This is a genomic window from Burkholderia sp. Ac-20384, from assembly GCF_017104605.1.
GTDB classification, from domain to species: domain Bacteria; phylum Pseudomonadota; class Gammaproteobacteria; order Burkholderiales; family Burkholderiaceae; genus Burkholderia; species Burkholderia lata.
Genome location: NZ_JAAGPE010000594.1, coordinates 1 through 2,314 on the forward strand (window position 1 = coordinate 1; position 2,314 = coordinate 2,314).

The following is a 2,314-nucleotide window of genomic DNA, read 5'->3' on the forward strand; positions in this document are numbered from 1 at the left end:
TCTCGCGCGCGTGCGCCCGGCCGGCCCGTGGCTCGTCGCGCTGCCGCTCGTGCTCGCCGCGTGGGAACTCGTCACCGCGAAAACCGGCTGGCTGCCGACGCCGTTCTTCGCGCCGCCGCAGGCGCTGATCGAGGTCTACGTCGACGACTGGCCGCGCCTCCTCGGCAGCGCCGGCAACACGCTGAAGCTGCTCGCGCTCGGCTTTGCGTACGGCGTCGTGGTGGGCTTCGCAGTCGGCGTGTCGATCGGCTGGTCGCGCCGGATCGGCTACTGGGTGCATCCGGTGCTGCGCGTGCTCGGCCCCGTGCCGGCCACCGCGCTGCTGCCGCTCACGTTTTACTTTTTCCCGTCGAGCTACTCCGCGGCCGCATTCCTGATCGCGCTCGCAACCGGTTTCCCGGTCGCGGTGCTCACGTGGTCGGGCGTCGCGAGCGTGAACAAGCAGTACTACGACGTCGCGCGCACGCTCGGCGCGAACGCGCGCTTCCTCGTGCTGCGCGTCGCGATTCCCGCCGCGCTGCCGCACGTGTTCGTCGGCATCTTCATGGGATTGAGCGCGTCGTTCACGGTGCTGGTCGTCGCCGAGATGATGGGCGTCAAGTCGGGGCTCGGCTGGTACCTGAGCTGGGCGCAGGGCTGGGCATCGTACGTGAACATGTATGCGGCGCTGATCGTGATGGCGCTGCTGTTTTCCGGGCTGATCGCGCTGCTGTTCGCGGTGCGCGACCGCGTGCTCGCCTGGCAGAAAGGAACCGTCAAATGGTGAGCGCCGCCGTACTCGAATCCTCCGTTGCATCTTCCGTTGCCGCTGCGCCCGCCGTCACGGCGCCGCGCGGTGCGCGCATCGACATCCGCCGCGTGAGCCATGCGTTCGACGGCCCCGGTGGTGCGCTGCCGGTGCTCGACGACGTCACGCTGTCGGTCGCGGCCGGCGAATTCGTCGCGCTGCTCGGCCCGAGCGGTTGCGGGAAATCGACGCTGCTGCGCCTCGTCGCGGGCCTCGACGCCGCGCGACAAGGCACGATCGCACAGGACGGCGTGCCGATCGAGCAACCCGATCCGTCGCGCATCGTCGTGTTCCAGGACCCGACGCTGTACCCGTGGCGGCGCGTGCGCGCGAACGTCGCACTCGGCCTCGAGGCGCGCGGCGTGGCGCGTGCGTCGCAGCATCGTGTCGACGATGCGCTCGCGCGCGTCGGGCTGCAGGAATTCTCGAACGTGTTCCCGCATCAGTTGTCCGGCGGGATGGCGCAGCGGGTCGCGCTGGCCCGCGCGCTCGTCAACGATCCGCGCCTGCTGATTCTCGACGAGCCGCTCGGCAAGCTCGATTCGCTGACGCGTCTCACGATGCAGGCCGAGCTCACCGCGCTGTGGCAACGCGACGGCTTCTCCGCGCTGCTCGTCACGCACGATGTCGAGGAAGCGCTGTTCCTGGCGCAGCGCGTGATCGTGTTCGGGCCGCGCCCCGCGAAGATAGTCGCCGAATTGCGCGTCGACCTGCCCTACCCGCGCCATCGCGGCGACCCGCGCCTCGCCGAACTGCGTCACGACGCGTTGCGGCACCTCGGGCTCGATGCGAGCTGGTAAATGCGTCGTGCCGTTCGACGAAGGCCCGCCGCGCGGCGGGCACGTAGCCGATGAACGCGCCGACGTTCGCCGACTGGGCGCTCATGTTTCTGCAAGGGCTGTATCGCGCGCAAATCGCGCTGGCGCGCGTGCTGCATGCGGTCGGGCTGACGGGCGACGCCGATGGCCAAGCCGCGTGGCCGTGGGCCCACCGCATCGCGCTCGAAACGCTGCGCATCGACGCGGGACTCACGCGGCAACTCGCGTTCGCCGCGGCGGCGACGGCGCTGGCCATCGTGCTCGCATGCATCGCACTCGCTTCACGCAAGTGGCGTGTCGCGTCGGTGCTCGCCGCGCTGGCCGTTGCGTGGCTCGCGCCGTGGCCGCCGCCTTCGCTGTGGCTCTCGCCCGCCGTGCCGACGAGTTTCCAGCGCGATCCCGTGCCGTTTTCCGTCTCGAACGTGATGCGCGGCGCGCACCTGTATGCGCAACACTGCGTCGCATGCCACGGCACGGACGGACGCGGCGAAGGGCCGCTCGCGCCCACGCTCTCGCACTGGCCGCCGACCTTCGCCGGCGCGCTGCTCGCCCGTCGTCTCGATGGCGAGCTGTTCTGGCGCGTGCGCCACGGCACGCGCGACGAACACGGCGCATCGACGATGCCCGGCTTCGCCGCGACGCTCGGCCCCCAGGACACCTGGGCCGTGCTCGACTACCTGACAGCGCTCGCCGCGGGCAGCGGCGCGCA

Annotated in this window: 3 protein-coding genes; all 3 read left to right on the plus strand. The window is 70.9% G+C overall.

The window, feature by feature from the left end; translation table 11 throughout:
* Positions 1-766 (plus strand): ABC transporter permease subunit (locus G3O00_RS42055; RefSeq protein ID WP_206146533.1); only part of this gene is annotated, 766 nt, incomplete at its 5' end.
* The gene (locus G3O00_RS42060) at positions 760-1,587 is read left to right on the plus strand and encodes an ABC transporter ATP-binding protein (RefSeq protein ID WP_011355361.1); all 828 of its coding nucleotides are present in this window, start codon (positions 760-762) and stop codon (positions 1,585-1,587) included. The genes G3O00_RS42055 and G3O00_RS42060, both read left to right, overlap by 7 nt.
* Before the next feature lie 50 nt (positions 1,588-1,637).
* On the plus strand, positions 1,638-2,314 hold a 677-nt coding region (locus G3O00_RS42065), incomplete at its 3' end, for a cytochrome c (protein WP_206146534.1).

Bases quoted from the DNA above. Each gene is read 5' to 3' on its own strand.
- G3O00_RS42060 (WP_011355361.1), top strand. From the start codon at position 760: ATGGTGAGCGCCGCCGTACTCGAATCCTCCGTTGCATCTTCCGTTGCC.